We start from the raw sequence: 18,579 nt of genomic DNA, 5'->3' as shown, positions 1-18,579 counted from the left end.
CGCCGTGAGCGGTACGGAAGAGGCGTCACCGGTCGGAACCGCCGACCGGCCGCGCCGGGTGCGGGTGCGGCCCACCGGTGACGACCGGGTGTTCCGGGCCGTCGCGCGCGGCACCGGGGTGCTGGTGCTGGTGCTCACCGCGGGCATCGGCGCCTTCCTGGCGATCCGCTCCAGCGACGCGTTCGCCGCCTACGGCTGGGACTTCTTCACCGAGACGCAGTGGAACCCCGAGGTCAACCGGCTCGGCATCGCGGCGGTCCTGCCGGGCACCATCGTGGTCGCGCTCATCGCGATCGCGGTGTCGTTCCCCCTGGCCATCACGACCGCGCTCTACATCTCGGAGTACGCGCCGCCGCGGGTCAAGTCGGCGCTGGTGAGCGTGCTCGACCTGATGGCCGCGGTGCCCAGCGTCGTCTACGGCCTGTGGGGCTTCTACTTCCTCCAGGACGAGATCATCTACCTGGCCCGCTGGCTGCACCAGGCGTTCGGGTTCCTGCCGTTCCTCAGCGTCGGCACCGACCCGGACGCGGCCAACTGGGCGGAGTCGCGCTACACCTCGTCGGCGTTCATCGCGGGCGTGGTGGTGGCCATGATGGTGCTGCCGATCACCGCGTCGATCATGCGCGAGGTGTTCTCCCAGGCCCCGGTCGGCGAGCGGGAAGCCGCGCTGGCACTGGGATCCACCCGCTGGGGCATGATCCGCTCGGTGGTGCTGCCGTTCGGCCGGGGCGGGATCGTCGGCGGCACCATGCTCGGCCTCGGCCGCGCGCTGGGCGAGACCATCGCCGTGGCGATGATCATCTCACCGGCCTTCGACCTGGACTTCCGGATCCTGGAGAACGGCGCGATCACCGTGTCCTCGCTGATCGCCCTGCGGTTCGGCGAGTCCTCGGCGCTGCAGCTGTCCGCGCTGCTGGCCGCCGGACTGGTGCTCTACGTGTTCACCCTGGTGGTCAACACCCTCGCGGCGATCGTGGTCTCCCGCAGCCGCAGCGGATCGGCGACGGACCTCTAGCGAACCCATGCGGACACCGGAGCCCAGGCGGAGACAGGAGCCGAAGGCGAGATGACCCGAACCCTCCCCGAGCACGAGCGCGTCGACGGGTTCGACGACGACCGCGACAGCCACGACACCGCTGACCGCGGCCACGACGACGGCGACCACACCGACGACACCGACCGCTTCCCCCGCGTCGACGAGGACGAGCCCCGGCGCGTGATCCGCGCGCGCGGCCCGGCGGACCGCGTCGCGCTGATCGGGTCGGCCGCCGCCGGGTTCGCCCTGGTCTGGGTGGTCTACCAGCGGCTGCTGCCCACCTCGGGCCTGCTCGGCTTCGCGGTCTGCTGGTACGCGGCCTTCCTGCTCGTCTACACCCTGGTCACGCTCCAGCGCCACGGCGCGGTCGAGGTGGTCGACCGGATGGCCGCGGTGGTGGTCCGCACCGGCGCCGCGCTGGTCGGCGCCAGCCTGGTGCTGGTGATCGGCTACACCATCATCAGCGGCCTCGACGCCATGCAGTACGCGAACTTCTACACCGAGGAACTCATCTACACCGACCCCGCAGACCTGCGGCAGGGCGGCATCCTGCACGCCGTGGTCGGCACGCTGGAGCAGCTGGCCATCTCGGTGGCGATCACGCTCCCCCTCGGCATCGCCTGCGCGGTCTACCTGACCGAGGTCGGCGGCAGGCTCGCCAAGGTGGTGCGCACGCTCATCGAGGCGATGACGGGCCTGCCGTCCATTGTGGCCGGGCTGTTCATCTACGTCGCCGCCATCCAGCTGCTCGGCGTCCAGCGCAGCGGGTTCGCCGCCGCGCTCGCGCTGAGCGTCATGATGCTGCCCATCATCACCCGGTCGGCCGATGTGGTGCTCCGGCTGGTGCCCAACGGGTTGCGCGAGGCCAGCCTGGCGCTGGGGTCGTCGCAGTGGCAGACGATCTGGCGGGTCGTGCTGCCCACCGCCCGGCCCAGCCTGGCCACCGCGCTGATCCTGGGCGTGGCGCGCGGCGCGGGCGAGACCTCGCCGGTGCTGCTCACCGCGGGCTACAGCCAGTTCCTCAACGCCAACCCGCTCGTGGACTGGCAGACCTCCCTGCCGCTGTTCGTCTACCAGGTCTTCCGGCTGCCGGACGAGGCGATGGCCGCCCGGGCCTTCGGCGCCGCGACGGTCCTGCTCCTGCTCGTGCTGCTGCTGTTCGTCATCGCCCGGCTGGTCGCCAGGGGCAAGCGGGGCGAGCGCTGATGTCGGTCAACCGAAAGTGGGTCAGCACCGTGTGGTCCGTCCGTTTCCCCGCCGCGCGCCGTGCGGTCGCGCTCGGGGCCGCCGCCTCGGTGGTGGCCACCGTCGCGCTCGCGAGCCCGGCGGCGGCGCAGCCGTACGAACCGATCCGCGGTTCCGGTTCGACGTGGAGCGCGAACGCGCTGGGCACGTGGATCGGTGACGTCTCGGCCAACGGCATCCGGGTCAACTACGAGGCCGTCGGCTCCACCCGGGGTCGGACCATGTACGCCCAGCGGCAGACCGTGTTCGGCGTCTCGGAGATCCCGTTCCAGCAGGGCGCCGACGACCGCGGCGTGATCGACGACTCCGGCGGCCGGGCCTTCGGCTACATGCCGATCGTGGCCGGTGGCACCGCGTTCATGTACAACGTCAAGGTCGGCGGCCAGCCCTACCGGGGCCTGCGGCTGTCCACCGAGACCGTGGTGAAGATCTTCACCGGGGCGATCACCAACTGGAACGACCCGCAGATCACCCGGGACAACAACGGGTTCGCGCTGCCCGCCCGGCCGATCATCCCCGTGGTCCGCTCGGACGGCTCCGGCACGACCGCGCAGTTCACCACCTTCATGGACAAGCGGTACCCGGACCTGTGGCGCCCGTTCTTCGGCCGCTCGGGGCTGACCTCGTACTACCCCAACCCGGGCAACAAGTTCATCGCGCAGAACGGCAGCGACGCGGTCGCGGGCTACGTCTCGGCGAACTACGGCGACGGCGCCATCGGGTACGTCGAGTACTCCTACGCCAAGAACAAGCGCGACTGGCCGGTCGCGAAGATCCTCAACGAGGCGGGCTACTACACCCTGCCCACCGACTACAACGTCGCCGTCGCGCTCACCAAGGCGCGCATCGAGACGCAGAACCACGACCCCAAGGTCTACCTGACCCAGATCCTCGACGGCGTCTACACCGACCGGGACCCGCGCACCTACCCGCTCTCCTCGTACTCGTACATGATCGTTCCCGCGCAGGACGACCAGCAGGCGCCACCCGACCCGCCGATGACCAGGGAGCAGGGCCGCACCCTCTCGGCGTTCGCGTTCTACTTCCTCTGCGAGGGCCAGCAGAAGGCGGGCGCGCTCGGCTACTCGCCGCTGCCGCTGAACCTCGTGCAGGCCGGGTTCGACCAGGTGAAGCGGATCCCCGGGCACGAGGAGCGGTTCCTCGACCCGTCCCGGTGCAACAACCCGACCTTCGACCCGGCCAACCCCAGCCGCAACGTGCTCGCCGAGCGCGCCCCCAACCCGCCGGACTGCGACGCGACCGGGAAGGGCCCGTGCCGCGAGGGCGGGCAGGCCGGTCCGGCGGGCAACAACGGCGGCGGCGGGGGCGGCGGTGGCAACGGCAACCGCAACAACGGCAACGGGGCCAATGCCCCTGGGGCGAACAACCCCGGCACCGGGGGGACCAGCCCGGGCGCGAACGGCAACACCGTGCCCGGTGCGGGTGGTGCCGTCGACCCGGAGACCGGTCTGCCCGTCGGGTCGTCGTCCGACGGTGCCGCGAGCGGCGCCGCGTACGGGACCGCCACCGAGCTGGCCGCGTTCCGCGAGGACTCCAGCACGTCCCTGTTCGGCGGGATCGCCGCACTGGAGCTGCTGGTCCTGCTCGTCCTGCCCGCCCTCGTCGCCCGGGCCATCCGCAGGCGGCGGCAGTCATGAGAACGCTCCACAAGGGACGGTTGACGATGAAGACCAGCGACCCCCGGCCGCGCCGGGTGACCCGCCTGCTGGCCGCGGTCGGTCTCGTGCTGGCCACCGGCTCGTTCTCGCTCGCCGCGCAGCTGCCCGCCGCGGCCCAGGCCGACTCGGGGGTGACCAAGGAGGTCACTTTCGAGAACGGCGACAAGGGCCGGGTGACGGTCAACAAGACCGAGAACATGCGCCGCGAGACCGTGCGCGTCGAGTGGTCCGGGTTCCTGCCCACCAACAACGTCAGCGGTCTGCCGTTCAACGCGTTGCAGCCCAACAGCGAGCGGATGCCGGTGGCGGTCATGCAGTGCCGCGGCAAGAACCCGACGCGCGAGCAGTGCGTCTGGTACGAGTACGGCGCCGACCGCTACGCCCTGGAGTTCGACCCGGCCGAGGCCGCGACCGACGGCGTCTACGAGACCGGCTACGTGCCGTTCGTCGACACCAAGGGCGAGACGCACTACCTCGACGACTGCCCGCCGGTCGGCGGCGAGTGCGGCGACGGCATCACCGACCACCCGGGCGACTGGTTCACCTTCGGCAGGCAGGCCCGCCTGGCCTTCACCGGCGCCGACGGCAAGGGCGCCATCGACTTCGAGGTCCGCACCGGCGACGAGATGCCGAACTCGCTGGGCTGCGGCCGGGTCATCGTCCCGGGCACCGCGCCGATCGAGTGCTCGCTGGTCGTGGTCCCGGTCCGGCCGATGCCGTGCACCAGCCCGGACGTCCCGGCGGGCTGCCCGGACTCGATCTCCGACGACTACACCCTGCTCAACAGCTACGTGATGGCGATGTCGGGGTCGAACTGGAAGAACCGCTTCGTCTTCCCGCTGGACTTCCTGCCGCAGGAGGGCTACTGCCCGCTCGACGCCAACGCGCGACTGCCCATGGCGGGCAGCGAGATCGCCGCGGAGGCGGTGTACCGGTGGATCCCCGCGCTGTGCACCGGCGCGGCGGCGATCCCGTCCAGCTACACGCCGGTCGGCGAGGGCGAGGCGCGCCGCCAGTACCACCAGGGGTTGCAGAGCTTCGTGGTGGGCAGCAGGCCGGTGCGGCCGGAGGACACCGACCGGGCCACCGCGCACGCGCCGCTGTCCATCGGCGGGTTCGTCTTCGCCTACATGATCGACCGGCCCGACAACCAGCAGCAGGTCACCCACCTGCGGCTCAACGCCCGGCTCGTGGCCAAGCTGATCACCCAGAGCTACCGCGGCCGCTGGGGCGGTGAACCCGACCTGAGCGGTGTCGACCCGACGACCCGGTTCCTGCCCAACCAGCCGGAAACCCTGTTCGGCGACCAGGAGTTCCTGTCGCTGAACCCGGACCTGACCGGCCTGATCCTCGACAGCACGATGTCGACCCCGCTGCTGGTGACCGGCGACGGCGACCTCCCGCACGCGGTGACCTCGTGGCTGCTCGCCGACCCGGACGCGGCGGCCTTCCTGAAGGGGACGCCGGACCAGTGGGGCACGAAGGTCAACCCCGCGTTCCTCGACTGGCCGACCCCGGCCGACCAGTTCGACTACCGGGACACCTTCGTCGGCAACCGCGACGCGCGCCCGGCCAAGGACGGGCAGTGCACGGTGACCAACCCGACCACCGGCGCGGAGGAGCGGTACACCTGCGCGCGGCACGCCGCCCAGCTGCACGAGCTGCTGGCCCAGCGGTCGTCCAAACTGCGCGACATCGGCACGAACCTGCTGAACGGGCAGACGTTGCAGAGCACCGAGTGGGACCTCAACGCCGGTGTCTGGAAGCGCCCGGCCCCGCAACGGCTCGGTGGCCGCTCGCTGATCGGCATCACCGACTACGCGACCGCGCTGCGGTACCGGGTCCCGGTGGCCGAACTGGCCAACGGCAAGGACGCGACGGGTCGACCGGTGTTCGTCACGCCCAACGACCAGAGCATGCTGGCCGCCGTCCGCTCGGGTGTCCTGGACCAGACCACGGGCACCATCGGCCTCGACTACACCAAGCTCGGCGCGGCCGCCTACCCCGGTACGACCATCGACTACGCGGCGGTCGCCACCACCGGCCTGACCGCGCCCACCGCCGACCGGTACGCGAAGATCCTCGAGTTCGCGGCGAGCCCGCAGGCCCAGACCACCGGCCCGAACCTGGGTGCCCTGCCGCTGGGCTACCTGCCGCTGCCGGAGGAACTGCGCGTCCAGACCCGCACCGTTGCCACAGCCGTGCGGGAGCAGAAGGCGGCGGTCCCCCCGCCGCCGTTCACCGACCCCAAGACGATCGGCACCAGCGGCGGGGCAAGCGCGCGGGGTTCGGTTGGCAACACCGTGAACGCGGCTGGTGGCAACAACAACAGCGCACCCGCGGCGGGCCCGGCCGCCCAGGCCGCGGCCCCGGCGGGCGCCGCCCCGGCGAACGCCGAGCAGGCCACGGCGAAGCGCGCGGTGGTGAACACCCAGGCCGACCGCAGCGGTTTCCTGAAGTGGGGGCTGCCGATCGCCCTGGCCCTGGGTCTGCTGGCGGCCGTCGCGGTTCCCCTCGGCTGGTTGGGTTCCCAGCCCGGCACGCCCGTCAACCGCTTCTTCCTGGGCCTGCGAGACGCGGTGCGCCGCCGATGACGATGGTCCGAACACGGCCCACGGAGGTGCTGACCGGCCGCAGGTCACTGCCCGTGGCCTTGGTCGCGGTGGCCACCTTGGCCGGTCTGGCTCTGGGTTTCGTGGCTTTCGCCTTCCTGCTGACGCCTTTGCAGGCGAACCACGAGCAGGACCGGCTGTACGACCAGCTGCGGGAGCAGTTGGGTGAGGCCACCGCCGCGCCCTTCAGCGCCGACGGGCCGCTCCGGGTGATCGAGCCGGGAACCCCGGTCGCGGTGCTGGAGATCCCGGCCCTGGGGCTGCGGAAGGTGGTGGTCGAGGGGACGACGTCGGGGGACCTGACGGCGGGCGTCGGCCACCGCCGCGACACGGCCCTACCGGGCCAGTACGGCGTTTCCCTGGTCTACGGCCGCCGCGCGGCCTACGGCGGCCCGTTCGGCGAGGTGGTGAACCTGGTTCCCGGCAACGAGATCCACGTGGTGACCGGCCAGGGGACGTTCACCTACCTGGTGGACGGCACCCGCCGGGACGGCGACCCGGTCCCGGCCCCGCTGACCGACGGCGGCGCCCGGCTGACCCTGGTGACCGCGTCCGGCAGGCCGTTCATGCCGGAGTCCACAGTGTACGTGGACGCGACCCTGGCGGAGGGGGACGCGCAACCGGCCCCCGTCCGCCGCCCCCAACTGGTCCCACCGGACGAGAAGGCCATGCGCTCGGACCGCGCGGCCGTCCCCCTGCTGGCCCTGTGGATCCCGGCCCTGGGCTTGGCGGTGGCGGCCACGGTGTGGCTGCGACACCGCTTCGGCCGGGCGGAGGGTCTGCTGATCGGCGTCCCGATCTGCCTGGCCGTCCTGTGGAACGTCTACGACACTGGCCTGCGACTCCTGCCCAACCTCCTGTAGCGAAGCGAACTGTGGGACATGAGCGCAGGCGCAGATGGATCCATTGTGTACAGTTCTATGCGCTCCTCTGGTCCGAGCTCGACCAGCGTTGCGAGATCGCGCCGGTTTCTGGACTGAGCGGTTTCGCGCGGCCCCCGGCCGTGCGAAACCGGGAGGGAAGAAATCGGCTCAAAGGCGATCTCGCCGCCTCGGCGAAGCCGAGGCCATGTAACGGTTAACCGGCAGCTATCCCGACCCGGCGAGTTCGCGAATCGTCCACAGAGGTCTTCCGGGCGGTCCCCGCTTCCCGACATCCTCCTCGCGACGCAGTTAGCGTCTGGTCGAGGAGGAGAACAAATGCGTACTCGTCTGGTGTCGGGTTTGGCTGTTGTCGCGATGTCCGCGGGGGTGCTGCTCGGAGGCGCGTCGGTCGCGTCCGCCCAGGCGGCGCCGCGGGTGCCCGCGGCCGTGGTGGCCTCGGCCAACCAGGCCGCGGTGGGCAAGACGACGATCATCGTGGACCCGTCGCTCGTCGAGGGGCTGGGCTACTACGGCATCCAGTCCCTCGTGCTCTTCGGCACCTCGCAGGTCGTCGACGGCTACACCACCCAGACCTTCGACGTGATCGGTGACCCCACCGACGGCACCGTGGAGCACCGCGGCGCGCTGGTCCTGGCCGACTCCGACGGCGTCGAGGTGCTGTGGCAGCTCGTCATCGACAACAACCGCCGGGTCGTGGTGGCGCAGGACAACCTGCGCGGCCGCATCGACCTGTTCACCTTCGGCAGCAACACCTCCGCGGGTGTCCCGCTGCTGCTCACCGAGGCCGGTGCCGCCGCCATCAACCGGGGCCTGCGCCTCGACGGCGTCTTCACCAGCGGCATCACCTACGGCTACGTCAAGACCGCGCTCAACGCCTGATCCGCGAAACGAACCGAGGCCCGTGGGGGATCCCCACGGGCCTCGGTCCATTCAGGACTGCTCGGCGAGCTTACGCGACCTTGCCGCAAGCGGTGCCGGAGAGCTGGGTGAAGCCCTGGGCGGCGATGACCGAGGTCGCCGCGGAGCTGCAGATCCAGTTGTTGGTGGCGGTGGCCAGGCCGCCGGTGCCGTCACCGAAGAAGCGGTGCAGGCCGGCGTCGACGCCCTTGTTCAGCACGCCGCCGCCGTTGACGTCACGCACGACGTTGAACAGCGAGCGGGTGGCGGTGAAGCCACCGGTGTTCAGCACGATGGTCGACTGCTGAGCCGGGGGCAGGATGCTGTAGCGGCCGGTGGAGAACGGCGCGATCTTGTTGGCGTTGCCCGCGACGGCGGCCGGGTCGTGCTCCTGCGCGGTCTGGTTGACGCAGGAACCGACGCTGGTGACGCCGATCTCGGTCAGGAAGAAGCTGCGGGTGCCCGAGCCGGACTGCGGCAGCACCGGCAGGATGGTCACCGCGGGCAGGCCCGCGCGCACGTTCGACCACAGGTCCGGGGTGGCCGGGTTGCCGTCGGCGTTGCACTCGTAGATCTTCTTCAGCTCGGCGTTGGTCAGGTCGACCGGCGCGTTGCTGGCGGGCGAGGTGGAGCGGGCGTAGCGCAGGCCGTCGGTGGCGTACGGCAGGAACAGCACGGCGGTGCCGGTGTTGTCCGAGGCCTGGCGGGCGCGCGAGGAGCGGGCGAAGGTGGTGGCGGTGCCCGCGCGCTTGAGCTCGGTGATGCCCGCGGAGGAACCGTTCGGCCGGGTGATCGCGGTGGCGCCCGAGCGCGGGACGATGGTGGCGCCGGTGTCGGTCGGCAGCACCGGCTGGCCCGCGGCCGGGACGGTGGCGTTGAACGAGTGGACCAGCACGCCGCCCGCGGGGACGGTCGGGTTGTACGCCGCGGCGAGCGCGTTGAGCGCGTACTCGGTGGTGTCCGAGCCGACGCCGACGGCGTCGTTGGCGTCCGCGAGCACGCCGGAGTCGGCGACCGCGGTGGACGAGAGGATGACGGACAGCGCGGCGGCGCCGATGACGGCGGCGACACCCTTGCGGAAGGTGGAGCGCATTGCGTGGTTCTCCCTTGTCCTTCAACACATCGTGCCCCGTGCGGGGCGAAACCCACTGTGGCGGAACCGGTTTGTGACAAACCACCACGACGCAGCGACTTTTGAGCACGGGCCACACGCAGCGGCGGTGAACTGGCACCCAACTGTCACGGCCCCGCCAACGGCCATGGCGAACGCACACCGCTCGGGCGACCGGCACGGCCATGTGGGGTGCACCGCGGTTTCACGAAATGGTTGCCGCCGCTGGATAGCGTTTCCCGCTGTGACCACCGATACCCGGCTCGACGTCCACCCCATCGGCCCCGACCCCGGCACGCGGCGCGGTTCCACGCTGGAGGCCGTGGGCGTCTCGGCCTGGTTCGGCGACCGCAAGGTGCTCGACCGGGTGTCGCTGACCATGTCGGCCGGTCAGGTCACCGCGCTCATCGGACCGTCCGGTTGCGGCAAGTCCACGTTCCTGCGCATCCTCAACCGGATGCACGAGCTGGTCCCTTCGGCGGCGCTGGCGGGTGAGGTCCGCCTGGACGGCACCGACATCTACGACGAGTCCCAGCGGATCACCGGCACCCGCAGGCGCGTCGGCATGGTCTTCCAGAAGCCGAACCCGTTCCCCGCCATGACCATCGCGGACAACGTCCTCGCGGGCCTCAGGCTGACCGGTACCAAGGTGTCCCGGGGCCACCGCGACGACGTGGTCGAAGAGTGCCTCACCCGGGCCGGGTTGTGGCAGGAGGTCAAGGACCGGCTCAAGAGCCGCGGCGGCGCGCTCTCCGGCGGTCAGCAGCAGCGGCTCTGCATCGCCCGCTCGCTGGCCGTGCGGCCGGACGTCCTGCTGATGGACGAGCCGTGCTCGGCGCTGGACCCCACCTCGACGCGCCGCATCGAGGAGACCATCGCCGTGCTCAGCCAGGAGGTGACGATCGTGATCGTCACCCACAACATGCAGCAGGCCGCCCGCGTCTCCCAGGACTGCGCGTTCTTCCTCGCGGAGGCGCGCCAGCCCGGGCACATCGTGGAGTCCGGGCCGACGAAGAAGATCTTCAGCACGCCGGACGACCCGCGCACGTCCGACTACATCAACGGCCGCTTCGGCTGAGGTCAGCCCCGGGTCTCGTCGCGCACCCAGGCCAGGTACTCGTCGCTGCCCGCGACGACCTCGGTGGCCACCACCTGCGGGACGTCGTAGCTGTGGTTGGCCTTGATGTAGTCGACCAGCGGACGCAGCCGGTCGGCCGCGGTCTTGACCACCAAGCGGAGTTCGAGGTCCCTGGTGACCTTGCCCGCCCAGCGGTAGACGCTGGTCACGGGGTGCACGTGCACGCAGGCACCGAGGTGGTTCTCGACGATCCCCGTGGCCAGGCGGTCGGCCTCGTCCTGGGAACCGGCGGTGGTGACGACCTGGTAGTAGTCAGCGGCCATGCCCCGACCCTACTGCCGACCTGGCGATCGATGCCGCCGCTCAGGAATTTCTCATACCCGGCCCGGGGTGGCCGAAGGACACGTTCGCACAGGTGGTCGTCACTCCGGGGGTGACCACGGCGGCCGCGAACCCACTCCCTCGCGGCCGTCGTGGTCCATCGACGAGCGCTGTCGCACCGACCGGTCATGCCCCGGTCGAGCGCTCGGTTGGGCGCGCGCACCCCCCGCCGCGGTGCCGCGCCCAACCTGAGCTGATTGTCTACTGTGGACCGACCAGCAGTCCGAACATGATCATGTCGCGGTTGGTGCCGCCGATGCGGTGGTAGCCGCGCAGGACGCCCTCCGCGGTGAAGCCGAGGGCGCGGCAGGTGGCCTGGGACGCCGCGTTGTCCGGCTCCACGAGCGCCTGCAGGCGGACCAGCCCGAGGTCGCGGGCGAGCTCGGGGAGCAGCGAGACGGCCGACTTGGCGTAGCCGCGGCCGCGGTGGCGGTCCAGCACCCAGTAGCCGATGCTGCCGCGGCGGTCGTGCCAGTCGATCGAGTTGATCGTGACCATGCCGACGGCCTCGTCACCCGCCGAGATGGCCAGCGGGCAGCCCCGGCCGTCGGTCGCCTGGTCGTGCTGGCGGCGCAGCCAGGCGTGGCCGCCCTCCGGGGTGTAGTCGCGGGGGATGGTGGTGATGAGCGGGATGTACGGGTCCCGGCCCGCCTCGGCGATCACCGGCAGGTCGTCGACCCGCCAGGGGCGCAGGGTCACCAGGTCGTTGCCACGCGGGCCGATCGCGCGCAGGTCGGGGGTGCCGGGGTCGTTCATGCTCGCCTTCCGGTCGCGGGTCACGCGGCTGACGAGCGCGATTATCGGGTACGACCGGGGCGGTGCTGGTCTTGGCCGGTGATCTTGGCGCGCCTCCGGCCCCCGGAATCCATGATACCGGGGCGGGGCGACAGTTCGCGGAGAAGGCGATCTTGGCTGTGGACAACCGTCCCAGTGTGGCGGCAACGGTTCGCTCGCGGCGGGTCGGTTCGCCGGAGCGGGTGCGAGCGTGCGTAGTGTCCACAGTGGACGTGTGATTGTCTCGGCCGGATGGCACCCCGCAGGCGGGGAAGCGGGGTGGTTGGTGCCGGGCCTAGGCCCAGCGGCGGAAGCCGCCCTCGGAGTGGATGACCTGACCGGTGATCCACCCCGCGTCGTCGGTGGCCAGCCAGGTGAGCAGGCGGGCCGGGTCGTCCGGGGCGCCCCAACGGCCGCTGGGGAAGCGGGGGAGCAGGGCCTCGCGGTCCTCCGGTGAGGCCCAGCCGGTGTCCACGGGGCCCGGGTTGACCGCGTTCACCGTCACGCCCCGGCCCGCGAAGTGGTCGGCCAGGGTCCGGGTGATCGCCGACAGCGCGCCCTTGCTGGCCGCGTAGGCCACCTCGTGGATCATCGGGCCGAGGTCCTGGCCGGACACCAGGAACAGCACCCGGCCGCCGGGGCGGCGGTCGTGCTGGTCGCCGAAGGCCTGGGTGAGCAGCACGACCGACCGGGTGTTCGCCGCCCAGTGCGCGTCCAGCATCTCCGCGTCCAGCGTGCCGAGCGGGCCGTCGCCGCCGCCGCGGGCGTGGTTGCAGACCAGGACGTCCACGTGCCCGTACGCCTCGACCGCGGCGGCCATCAGCCGCTCCGGGGCGCCGGGGTCGGTGAGGTCGAGGCCGAGGTGCCGGACGTCGTCGCCCAGGCTCGCGGCCAGCGCCGCCGGGCCGTCCGGGTCGGCGCCCCAGGTCTGCTCGGCGTCGTGCGGCGCGTGGTGGTGCAGGAACAGCCGCGCCCCGGCGTCGGCCAGTCGGCGCGCGGTGGCGTACCCGATACCCGCCCGCCTGCTGACCCCGGTCACCAGCGCGACCCGGCCGTCCAGCGCGCCCATCGCCCACTCCTCGCCTAGTGCCGCCGGGCCCGGTTGCCCGGCAGCACACGGTAGTCGGTCGGCGCCGTGCCGTGCTCGGTGTGCCCCCGGGTCGAACCGGTTCCGGTACGCCTTTCCACCGCGGCGGTGTCGCTAGGACCTCGACCGCGGCTCGACCATGACCGGCACCACCCCCGCGTACGGCGAGTCGTCGAGCTCGACGCGGGCGGGCGCGGCGCCGGTCAGGGTGAGCGACCAGAAGTGGTCGACGTCGATGTTCTCGTTGCAGGCGTTGCAGGAGACGCGCACGACCCCTTCCTGCTCGCTGGCCTGCGCGCGGTAGCCGACCCGCGCCAGGGAGTGGGTGCCCACCTTGCAGGTGGCGGGCAGTATCGCGATCCGCTCACCCACGTTGCTCGTGCGGTAGCGGACGGGGGTATCCGGGGGACGGTCGTCGAACATGCCCCGAACCATAGCCCGTCATTCGAACTTGTGTTCGATTGAGCGGTGGTGGATCACCCGCACGTGTGGACCGGTTGCCCGTACGGTCGCAAGTGGACACCGCGCCGCCACGGACCGTGGCGGCGGCGGTCCTCAGGCGGGGAGCGCGAGGTCGTCGAGGACCCCGGTGAGCTCGCCGAGGAGCTTGGCCTTGGGGCGGGCGCCGACGAAGGAGCGCACCGGCAGGCCGTTGTGGAAGACGAGCAGGGTCGGCAGCGACATCACCTGGTAGTCCCGGCCGGTCACCGGGTTCTGGTCATTGTTGATCTTGACGATCCGCAGCCGACCCGCCAGCTCGTCGGCGAGCTGGGCCAGCACCGGTGTGATCATGTGGCACGGCGGGCACCACTGCGCCCAGAAGTCCACCAGCACCGGGATGTCCGAGGCCAGCACCTCCCGCGCGAACGTCTCGTCGGTCACCACGGTCAACTCAGCCATCGCTGCCACTCCTGGGGGTTCGCTCGGTGACGGTGTCCGCGGCGCCGTCGACGCCGCAGGTACCGGGTTGCCTGGCCAGCGCGCGGGCGAGCTTGGCCAGCAGGTCGGCGCGCACCTCGTCGAGCCGGGCCAGGCACTCGTCGACCTCGGCGAGCTTGCGCCGGTAGACCTCGACCGAGTCGGCGCACGCGTCGCCGCGGTCGTGGCCGGAGCGCAGGCACTCGACGAACGGCCGGGTCTCGTCCAGGCTCAGGCCCGCGGCCTGCAGCGCGACGATCTCGCTGACCTGCCGCAGCTCGGCCTCGCCGTAGTCGCGGTAGCCGTTGACCGCGCGCGGGGCGTCGATCAGGCCGCGCGACTCGTAGAAGCGCAGCGCCCGGGGCGTGGTCCCGGTCCGCTCGGCCAGCTCGCTGATGCGCATGCCCGAACGGTAAACCTTGCCCCGCGCGTCAAGGCAAGGCCGGAACTGCCGCCCACCTCACGCGCCCGACTCCCGCATGCGGGAGACCAGGTGCCGCTCCGCGACGCCGAAGTACGCGGCCAGCCGGTCCCCGGCGGCGGCCACCTCCCCGGCCTCCAGCAGGGCCAGGATCTCCCGGTTGAGCCGGACGTAGTCCTCGTGGAACTCGCGCGGGTCGCCCATGTGGTGGAACATCAGCCGCAGCTCGGCCAGCAGCCGCCGGACCTCCTCGTCCAGCCGCGCGCTGCCCGCCAGACCGGTGACCGCCTGGTGGAAGGCGATGTTGCCGGTGGCCACGTCGTCCCACCGCTGCGCCTCGGCGGCCTCGCGCTGGTAGCGCACCGCCGCCCGGACCCGTTCCCGCGCGGCGTCGTCGGCCGACGGCCAGCGGGCGAGCGCGCCGCCCTCGATGATCCGGCGGGCGGCGTAGAGGTCGACGACGTCGGCGGTGTCCGGGGTGCGCACGAACACGCCCCGGCTGTGCTCGTGCACCAGCAACCGCTCGTGGGTCAGCAACCGGAACGCCTCGCGCAGCGTGTTCCGGGAGACACCGAGCGCTTGGCCGATCAGTTCCTCGGAAAGGCGGAGCCCGGGCCGCAGATCGCCCTCGAGCACCCGCGTCCGCAGGATGTCCGCGACCCGCTGCGCGGTGCTGGCCCGCCCAAGCGCCACCGAGTCCGCGGACAGCGGTGCCAACCAGTCGGAAGAGGGCGTGCCAGTCATGCGAACACCTTAATGTCCCGAACCCCGCGCGAGGCCGTGGGAACCCCCGCCGCCGCGCTCTATGCTGGGAGGACCAGGCGGCGGGGTGTGACAAGAGAGGCGTGGAACGCGATGCGCGGCTACACCGACGACAAAGAGGCATACCTCAAGCGCCTGAGGCGGATCGAGGGCCAGGTCAGGGGTCTGCACCGGATGGTGGAGAACGACGAGTACTGCATCGACGTGCTGACCCAGATCTCCGCCGCCACCAAGGCGCTGCAGGCGGTGGCCATCGGCCTGCTGGACGAACACCTCAAGCACTGCGTGGCGTCCGCGATCACCGACGGCGCGGAGTCGGCACCGGACAAAATCCGCGAGGCCACCGACGCCATCGCCCGCCTGGTCCGTTCCTGAAACCGGGAAAGGCGCGGGACCGATTTCACCGGTGCTCCCGCGCTTTCCCCTTTCCGCCCTTTCGCCGAATCGGTCGGCGGATCAGATCGAGGAACGGAAGCCGCGCAGCCGCAGGCTGTTCGACACGACGAATACCGACGACAGGGCCATCGCCGCGCCCGCGATCATCGGGTTGAGCAGGCCGAGCGCGGCCAGTGGCAGCGCGGCGACGTTGTAGGCGAAAGCCCAGAACAGGTTGCCCTTGATCGTGCCCAGGGTGCGGCGGGCGAGCCGGATGGCGTCCACCGCGGCCCGCAGGTCGCCGCGGACCAGGGTCAGGTCGCCCGCCTCGATCGCCACGTCCGTGCCGGTGCCCATGGCCAGCCCGAGGTCGGCCCTGGCCAGCGCCGCGGCGTCGTTCACGCCGTCGCCGACCATGGCCACCACCCGGCCCTCCCGCTGGAGCCGGGTCACGACCTCGACCTTCTCCCGCGGCAGCACCTCCGCGATCACCTCGTCGATGCCCACCTCGGCGGCCACCGCGCGCGCCGCGGCCTCGTTGTCGCCGGTCAGCAGCACCGGCCGCAGCCCGAGCGCGCGCAGCTCGCGCACCGCCTCGGCGGAGGTCTCCTTGACCGCGTCGCGCACCGACAGCACGGCCCGCGCCTCGCCGTCCCAGGCGAGGAGCACGGCGGTCCAGCCCTTCGCCTCGGCCGCCCGCCGCGCCGCGTCCAGCGCCGGCGGCACGGTCACCGCCCGGTCGGCCAGCAGCTTGGCCCGCCCGACCACGACGCCGCGGCCGTCGACGACCCCCTCGACGCCGAGCCCCTCGACGTTGCGGAACTCCGCCACCTCCGGCAGTGCGCCCAGCCGCTCGGTCGCCGCCTGGCTGATGGCCCGCGCGACCGGGTGCTCCGACGCGTGCTCCAGCGCCCCCGCGATCCGCAGCGCCTCGTCCTCGTCGCCGACCGCCTCGACGGCCGCCAGCGCCATCCGGCCCGTGGTGACCGTGCCCGTCTTGTCCAGCACGACCGTGTCCACCCGCCGGGTCGACTCCAGGACCTCGGGGCCCTTGATCAGGATGCCCAGCTGCGCGCCGCGACCGGTGCCGACCAGCAGCGCGGTCGGGGTCGCCAGGCCGAGCGCGCACGGGCAGGCGATGATCAGCACCGCGACCGCCGCGGTGTAGGCCGTCGCGGTGCCCGCGCCCGCGCCGAGCCAGAACGCCAGCGTGCCGACGGCCAGGGCGATCACGACCGGCACGAACACCCCGGCGACCCGGTCGGCCAGCCGCTGGACCGCGGCCTTGCCGTTCTGCGCCTCGGCGACCAGGCGGGCCATCTGCGCCAGCTGCGTGTCCGAACCGACCCGCGTCGCCCGCACGACCAGGCGGCCGCCCGCGTTGACCGTCGCGCCGACCACCTGGTCGCCCGCGCGCACCTCGACCGGCACGGACTCGCCGGTCAGCATGCTCGCGTCGACCGCGGAGTTGCCCTCGACCACGACACCGTCGGTGGCGATCTTCTCCCCGGGCCGGACCACGAACTCGTCGTCGACGGCCAGCTGCTCGACCGGGACCCGCCGCTCGACGCCGTCGCGGCGCACGGCGACGTCCTTGCTGCCCAGCTCCAGCAGCGCCCGCAGCGCCGCCCCTGCGCGCCGCTTGGCCCGGGCCTCGAAGTAGCGGCCCGCCAGGAGGAAGGTGGTGACCCCGGCGGCGACCTCCAGGTAGAGGTTGCCCGTTCCGGACACGCGCTCGACGGTCAGCGTGAACCCGTGCCGCATCCCGGGTGTCCCGGCCGTGCCGAGGAACAGGGCGTACAGCGACCACAGGTAGGCGGCGCCGACACCGAGGGAGACCAGGGTGTCCATGGTCGCCGCGCCGTGCCGGAGGTTGACCCAGGCCGCGCGGTGGAACGGCCAGGCGCCCCACACCACGACCGGGCTCGCCAGGGCCAGCGACAGCCACTGCCAGTAGGTGAACTGCCACGTCGGGACCATGGCCAGCGCCACGACCGGCACGGTCAGCACCAGCGAGCCGAGCAGGCGCTGCCGCGGCGCGCGGTCCGGGACCTCGGGGGTGTCCCCGGTGTCGGGGGCGGGCGGCGCGGGCAGCTCGGCGGTGTACCCGGTGGCCTCGACCACCCGCACGAGGTCCTGCTCGGTGACCGAACCCGGGAACGTGACCCGGGCCTTCTCGGTGGCGTAGTTGACCGTGGCCGTCACGCCGTCGACCTTGTTGAGCTTGCGCTCGATGCGGGCGGCGCAGGACGCGCACGTCATGCCGCCGATCGACAGCTCGACCTCGCGCACGGTCGCACCTCCTGTCGTCGCGGTCATCGGCCGCCCTCCCCGTGCGCGCCGCCCTGAGTGTCCACAGTGAACTCGGCGGTCCGGACCACGTCATTGTGCCTGAAGTCGAGGAACACCCGGTACCGGTCGTCCGTCGGCACCTCGACCGCGAAGCGGATCTGCGGGCCCGCCTTGGTGACGCCGTCGCCGGGTTCACCGATCGGGTGCACGTGCAGGTAACCCAGGTCGGTGGCGCGCAGCGCGACCAGGTGGCCGTAGGCGCCGAGGTGGGGCTGGAGGTCGGTGACCGGCACACCGTCCTTGGTGACGGTCAAGGTGACCGTCGACGCCTTGCCCGCGATCAGCTCACCGTCCAGCTTGACCTCGAACCCGTCCACCGTGAACGTCCGAACAGGACTGTGGGTGACCGGGTCGAACCGGCCCGCCGCCTGGATGTCCGCGCCCAGGGTCGTTTTCGCGGCACCCGTTGGCTTGAAGTCGGCGAACACGCGGTAGCTGCCCGCGGCGGGCACGGTCAGCGGGAGCCGCCACGTGCCGTCGGCGGCCATCTCCGGGTGCAGGTGCTGGAAGCCCGAGCCGTCGCGGCGCACGAGCACGAGGTGCAGGCGCTTCTCGTGCTCGACGTCGAACGCGGTGACCGGCGCGCCGCCGGGGCCCAGCACGCGGAAGGTGAGGTCCTCGGTGGCACCGGTCGTCACGGTGCCGCGGCCCAGGTCGAGGCGGTAGCCGCCCGCGGCGGAGGACAGGCCGGGCAACTGCGCCGGGTCGGCGGCGGCGTGGCTGTGGTCGTGCCCGTCGTTGTGGCCCGGGTCGCCGGCGGGCGCGGCGTCGTGGCCGTGCTCCGGTGGTGGGGCGGCCCGCGCGTGCTCCGCCGGGTCGTCCCCGAGCGGGCCGACCACCGCGCCCGCCGCCCACGCGCCCACGAACACCACGGCCAGCGCGAGGCCGAAGGCGGACACCTTGGTTGCGGTCTTCACGTCGTCTCCTCGAGGTCTGCGGTCGGCCCGTGCCGGGGCCGTGCCACCTT

Annotated in this window: 18 protein-coding genes; 8 read left to right on the top strand and 10 right to left on the bottom strand. The window is 72.2% G+C overall.

The annotated features are described in order from the left end of the window. The first annotated feature begins 4 nt into the window (after positions 1–4). The 6 genes from pstC to CLV40_RS26095 all read left to right on the top strand — a co-directional run bounded on the left by pstC (position 5) and on the right by CLV40_RS26095 (position 8,335). Complete coding sequence (gene pstC, locus CLV40_RS26120) at positions 5–1,015, top strand: phosphate ABC transporter permease subunit PstC (protein WP_104481633.1); 1,011 nt, start codon at positions 5–7, stop codon at positions 1,013–1,015. A 51-nt stretch (positions 1,016–1,066) separates the two neighbouring features. Beyond that, positions 1,067–2,242, top strand: a complete 1,176-nt coding sequence (pstA, locus tag CLV40_RS26115) for a phosphate ABC transporter permease PstA (RefSeq protein WP_181043744.1) — start codon at positions 1,067–1,069, stop codon at positions 2,240–2,242. After that, entirely contained in the window at positions 2,242–3,939 is a 1,698-nt protein-coding gene (locus CLV40_RS26110) for a phosphate ABC transporter substrate-binding protein PstS (RefSeq protein WP_104481632.1), read from the top strand. The genes pstA and CLV40_RS26110 overlap by 1 nt, the downstream gene beginning before the upstream one ends. Positions 3,940–3,965: 26 nt before the next feature. Further along, positions 3,966–6,554, top strand: coding sequence for a hypothetical protein (locus CLV40_RS26105; protein WP_104481631.1), 2,589 nt, complete (start codon positions 3,966–3,968; stop codon positions 6,552–6,554). Beyond that, positions 6,551–7,435: a sortase domain-containing protein gene (locus CLV40_RS26100; RefSeq protein WP_104481630.1), complete on the top strand. Its 885-nt coding sequence runs from the start codon at positions 6,551–6,553 to the stop codon at positions 7,433–7,435. Before CLV40_RS26105 ends, CLV40_RS26100 begins: the two co-directional genes overlap by 4 nt. A gap of 336 nt (positions 7,436–7,771) precedes the next feature. Beyond that, positions 7,772–8,335, top strand: coding sequence for a hypothetical protein (locus tag CLV40_RS26095; RefSeq protein WP_146108250.1), 564 nt, complete (start codon positions 7,772–7,774; stop codon positions 8,333–8,335). A 70-nt stretch (positions 8,336–8,405) separates the two neighbouring features. On the opposite strand, the gene CLV40_RS26090 is transcribed toward CLV40_RS26095, so the two are convergent. After that, positions 8,406–9,446: a substrate-binding domain-containing protein gene (locus CLV40_RS26090; RefSeq protein ID WP_104481628.1), complete on the bottom strand. Its 1,041-nt coding sequence runs from the start codon at positions 9,444–9,446 to the stop codon at positions 8,406–8,408. 295 nt (positions 9,447–9,741) lie between these two features. Here CLV40_RS26090 and CLV40_RS26085 point away from each other — a divergent pair, with 295 nt between their 5' ends. Further along, positions 9,742–10,542: a phosphate ABC transporter ATP-binding protein gene (locus CLV40_RS26085; protein ID WP_374066588.1), complete on the top strand. Its 801-nt coding sequence runs from the start codon at positions 9,742–9,744 to the stop codon at positions 10,540–10,542. Positions 10,543–10,544: 2 nt separating this feature from the next. On the opposite strand, the gene cutA is transcribed toward CLV40_RS26085, so the two are convergent. The 7 genes from cutA to CLV40_RS26050 form a co-directional block, all read right to left on the bottom strand. After that, complete coding sequence (gene cutA / locus CLV40_RS26080) at positions 10,545–10,865, bottom strand: divalent-cation tolerance protein CutA (RefSeq protein ID WP_104481626.1); 321 nt, start codon at positions 10,863–10,865, stop codon at positions 10,545–10,547. 259 nt (positions 10,866–11,124) lie between these two features. Continuing rightward, positions 11,125–11,703 carry a GNAT family N-acetyltransferase gene (locus CLV40_RS26075; protein ID WP_104481625.1) on the bottom strand — a complete coding sequence of 193 codons (579 nt, stop codon included), beginning with the start codon at positions 11,701–11,703 and terminating at the stop codon, positions 11,125–11,127. A 289-nt stretch (positions 11,704–11,992) separates the two neighbouring features. Beyond that, positions 11,993–12,766 carry an SDR family oxidoreductase gene (locus tag CLV40_RS26070; protein WP_104481624.1) on the bottom strand — a complete coding sequence of 258 codons (774 nt, stop codon included), beginning with the start codon at positions 12,764–12,766 and terminating at the stop codon, positions 11,993–11,995. Between the two features lie 132 nt (positions 12,767–12,898). Then, positions 12,899–13,207, bottom strand: coding sequence for a hypothetical protein (locus CLV40_RS26065; protein ID WP_104481623.1), 309 nt, complete (start codon positions 13,205–13,207; stop codon positions 12,899–12,901). 132 nt (positions 13,208–13,339) lie between these two features. Continuing rightward, on the bottom strand, positions 13,340–13,684 hold the full coding sequence (gene trxA / locus CLV40_RS26060) for a thioredoxin (RefSeq protein WP_104481622.1): 345 nt from the start codon (positions 13,682–13,684) through the stop codon (positions 13,340–13,342). Continuing rightward, complete coding sequence (locus CLV40_RS26055) at positions 13,677–14,105, bottom strand: MerR family transcriptional regulator (protein WP_104481621.1); 429 nt, start codon at positions 14,103–14,105, stop codon at positions 13,677–13,679. Before CLV40_RS26055 ends, trxA begins: the two co-directional genes overlap by 8 nt. Before the next feature lie 57 nt (positions 14,106–14,162). Continuing rightward, positions 14,163–14,867 carry a GntR family transcriptional regulator gene (locus tag CLV40_RS26050; RefSeq protein WP_104481620.1) on the bottom strand — a complete coding sequence of 235 codons (705 nt, stop codon included), beginning with the start codon at positions 14,865–14,867 and terminating at the stop codon, positions 14,163–14,165. 111 nt (positions 14,868–14,978) lie between these two features. Between CLV40_RS26050 and CLV40_RS26045 the strand changes: the two genes are divergently transcribed. After that, a complete protein-coding gene (locus tag CLV40_RS26045) occupies positions 14,979–15,260 on the top strand; it encodes a metal-sensitive transcriptional regulator (RefSeq protein ID WP_104481619.1) in 282 nt (93 codons plus the stop codon). 81 nt (positions 15,261–15,341) lie between these two features. Here CLV40_RS26045 and CLV40_RS26040 read toward each other — a convergent pair whose 3' ends face one another. Next, positions 15,342–17,579, bottom strand: coding sequence for a heavy metal translocating P-type ATPase (locus CLV40_RS26040; protein ID WP_104481618.1), 2,238 nt, complete (start codon positions 17,577–17,579; stop codon positions 15,342–15,344). Continuing rightward, positions 17,576–18,529 (bottom strand): hypothetical protein, encoded by a 954-nt coding sequence (locus CLV40_RS26035; RefSeq protein WP_104481617.1) that lies wholly within the window; start codon positions 18,527–18,529, stop codon positions 17,576–17,578. The genes CLV40_RS26040 and CLV40_RS26035 overlap by 4 nt, the downstream gene beginning before the upstream one ends. Positions 18,530–18,579 lie beyond the last annotated feature (50 nt).

The organism is Actinokineospora auranticolor (assembly GCF_002934265.1).
Lineage (GTDB): Bacteria > Actinomycetota > Actinomycetes > Mycobacteriales > Pseudonocardiaceae > Actinokineospora > Actinokineospora auranticolor.
Note: the sequence above shows the minus strand (reverse complement) of the source record. Positions and strands in the feature narration are given on the sequence as shown.